This window comes from Thalassospira mesophila, assembly GCF_002115755.1.
GTDB lineage: Bacteria > Pseudomonadota > Alphaproteobacteria > Rhodospirillales > Thalassospiraceae > Thalassospira > Thalassospira mesophila.
Genome location: NZ_JFKA01000029.1, coordinates 1 through 2,260 on the forward strand (window position 1 = coordinate 1; position 2,260 = coordinate 2,260).

3 protein-coding genes are annotated in these 2,260 nt (G+C 58.1%); all 3 read left to right on the forward strand.

The features are described 5' to 3' along the window. Positions 1–588: substrate-binding domain-containing protein (locus TMES_RS21795; RefSeq protein ID WP_211275992.1), on the forward strand; the 588-nt coding region annotated here is incomplete at its 5' end. 177 nt (positions 589–765) lie between these two features. Continuing rightward, positions 766–1,548, forward strand: a complete 783-nt coding sequence (locus TMES_RS21800; protein WP_085586571.1) for an ABC transporter ATP-binding protein — start codon at positions 766–768, stop codon at positions 1,546–1,548. Then, positions 1,545–2,260 (forward strand): ABC transporter permease (locus tag TMES_RS21805; protein WP_085586573.1); only part of this gene is annotated, 716 nt, incomplete at its 3' end. The genes TMES_RS21800 and TMES_RS21805, both read left to right, overlap by 4 nt.

Here is a 2,260-nt window from a genome sequence, read left to right on the forward strand (position 1 = left end):
GTGTCTGCGCCGGGATCACTGCCCGCCATGTTTGCCCAGCTTGCCCTTGAGGCATCGGGTGTGTCGTCCGATCAGATCTCGCTGGTGAATGCCGGGGGCAGTGCCAACCGGGTGCGTGCCGTCAGCCTTGGCGTGGTTGCTGCGGCGGCCAGTTCCAGCGAATATGCGGTGAATGCCGACAGCCTGAACATCAAACCGCTTTTGTCCGGCGCCAAAGTCACCCCGAAATTTGTCAAGGTATGCCTGATGACAACAGGGGCCAAAATTCGTGAACGTCACGATGACATGGTTAAATTTCTCGCCGCCGAAATGGATGGCCTGAACTATGCCTTAACCCATCGCGATGCCGCTGTGGCGCTGGCACACAAAGTCGCCCATCTTGATGCCGATGATAAAAGTGCGGCCTTCATTTATGATGAAGCCATTGAGAACAAGGCTGTTTCGCCCGAACTGGTGATCCCGGTTGATAACCTGCAATGGACCTATGACCAGATGGTGCGGTTGGGTGCGTTAAAGGAAAAAGCCGACGTGCATGACTTTATCGATGGCAGCCTGCGCAAAGAAGCGCTGGCCCTTGCCGGGAAATAAGGTTTCGTTTCTGTGATCGTTAGCGGTCACAGAGGCCCTCAGGCGGCGGGCAGGCTTGTTTACAAAGCCCTTGCCTGTCGCTTCATTAGCCGCGCGGCACCGTCGCGCCTGACCATGTCTTCATGACGTGCGCTTGTGAAGACATGGTACTGCACGATCAGTCAAAAAGGAGAGAGCATGGCTCACCTTGAAGTGTGCAATATCAGCAAGTCTTTCCGGACCAGCGGCGGGGTTGAATTTGCCCGTGCGCTGGACGGGGTGTCGTTTGCGGTTGAAAAGGGCGAAATTGTTGCCCTGATCGGCCCGAGCGGCAGCGGCAAAACCACCGCCCTTCGCATCATCATGGGGCTGGAAAGTGCCAGTTCGGGCGAAGTCCGGGTTGCGGGGCGGGCCATATCGGGCTGCGGCTATGACCGGGGCATGGTGTTTCAGCACGCAGAATTACTGCCATGGCGCAACACGCTAAGCAATATCGGTTACGGGCTGGAGATGAAGGGCGTCAAAGAACCTGAGCGATCGCGCATTGCCAGCCATTTTCTTGAACTTGTCGGTTTGGGGCATGCGCGCGACCGCCGGCCGCATCAATTATCGGGCGGGATGAAACAGCGTGCCGGGATTGCCCGGGCACTGGCGATTGACCCCGAAGTGCTGCTGATGGATGAACCGTTCGGAGCACTGGATTCCCAAACCCGCGAAAGCCTGCACGGCGAACTTCTGGCCATCCACGCCAAAACCGGCAAAACCATCATCATCGTGACCCACGACCTGGATGAAGCGGTGATGCTGGCCGACCGGGTGGTGGTGCTGAAGGGCGGCCAGGTTGACCAGATTGTTACGGTCGAGCTTGACCGCAGCAGCAGCGAACCTGGCATGGTGCGCGCCACCGATGAATATGCCCGCAAACGGGCTGTTTTATGGGATGCGCTGCACGGCGATACCCCCCTGGAGACGGCGCAATGACAACACCTTCATCGGGCTCAACCCCCGCCAAAGCCGCAACTCCCAACGCCGCAATCCCCCGGCCTGAACCGGCTGTGGCCGCCCCGGCCAAATACTCTTTTCTGCGTTCCGTGATCGTGCTGCCGGGCTGGGTGATTACCACCTTGTCCGTGATCATTGCGTTATTGATCTGGGAATATTTTGGCCGTCAAAGCAACCCGCTTTTGGGCACCTATCCCACGGCCATTTTCAAGGCGTTTGTGGAAATGCTCGGCGATGGCCGTCTGGTTTCGGCCTTTATCGAAAGTGGCAAACCTTTTGCTGCGGGCTATGCCGCCGCGGCGATCATTGGCATTCCGGTCGGGCTGCTGTTGGGCCGTTACCGGTTTATGGAAGCCGCCTTTGGCATTTATATTACGGCGGGTTATGCCACCCCGCTCATCGCGCTGGTGCCACTAATGATCCTGTGGTTCGGGCTGGGCTTTACGGTTAAGGCGGTGATTGTGTTTTTGCTGTCGTTTTTCCCGATCTGCATGAATACCTGGTTCGGGGTCAAGGCCGTGCCTAAAACCCTGATCGAGGTGGGCACCGCGTTTTGTGCCAGTCAGGGGGCGATTATGCGCGGCATCGTGGTGCCTGCGACCATCCCCTATATCATGGCGGGGCTGCGGCTGGGCATTGGCAAGGCGGTGATTGCCATTGTGATTGCCGAGTTTCAAACAGCGGTTTCGGG

Coding starts and splice junctions, on each gene's coding strand:
- TMES_RS21800 (WP_085586571.1), top strand. CDS start 766: ATGGCTCACCTTGAAGTGTGCAATATCAGCAAGTCTTTCCGGACCAGC.